This window comes from Sulfitobacter sp. HI0129 (genome assembly GCF_001635395.1).
In the GTDB taxonomy this organism is placed as follows: Bacteria; Pseudomonadota; Alphaproteobacteria; order Rhodobacterales; family Rhodobacteraceae; genus Sulfitobacter.
This window is the reverse complement of sequence record NZ_LWGH01000735.1, coordinates 1-524: the sequence shown is the minus strand read 5'-3', so window position 1 is coordinate 524 and position 524 is coordinate 1. Positions and strand designations below refer to the sequence as shown.

Annotated in this window: 1 protein-coding gene; it reads right to left on the bottom strand. The window is 61.1% G+C overall.

Annotated features, from left to right (window positions below; all coding sequences use genetic code 11):
- Positions 1-358, bottom strand: a 358-nt coding sequence (locus A3764_RS18260; RefSeq protein WP_150122281.1) for a DeoR/GlpR family DNA-binding transcription regulator, incomplete at its 3' end; no start/stop codon positions are given.
- Between the last annotated feature and the right edge of the window lie 166 nt (positions 359-524).

Below are 524 nucleotides of genomic sequence, written 5' to 3'. Positions count from 1 at the left end.
TGACGACGAGCAGGTTCTCGTGGTGCAGCAATTCCTGCGCCACGGCCTCGGTCGAAGTGCCGATGTTGAGAAAGAGCGATATGCCGTTGGGCACACGGGCAGCACAGGCGCGGGCGATGGATTGCTTCGCGGCGAGGTTGAGCGAGCGCCGCTCCTCATAGCCGATATTGGTGGTGCCCGAGGTTAGCACGGCGCCGCCATGCACCCGTTCGAGGCGCCCCGCCTCGGCGAGGTCGGTGAGGTCCCGGCGGATGGTCTGCAACGTCACGCCGAAATGCGTGGCGAGCCCCTCGACGGTGACCTTGCCTTCGCGGCGGGCGATTTCGAGGATTTCGGGGTGGCGAAAGGTTTGCGACATCGGCGGTGGGTCATCCTGTTTCATGTGTCCCGACGGACGACGTCCCTAGCATCGGCAGGAGGTGGGAAAATGCAACCCGTCCCACTGCCCAACGATCCCTTGACAAGAATCGCCACTTGGGTTTCTAGTCCAAAAACGAATAAAAACGAAAAACATTTGTTTTCCC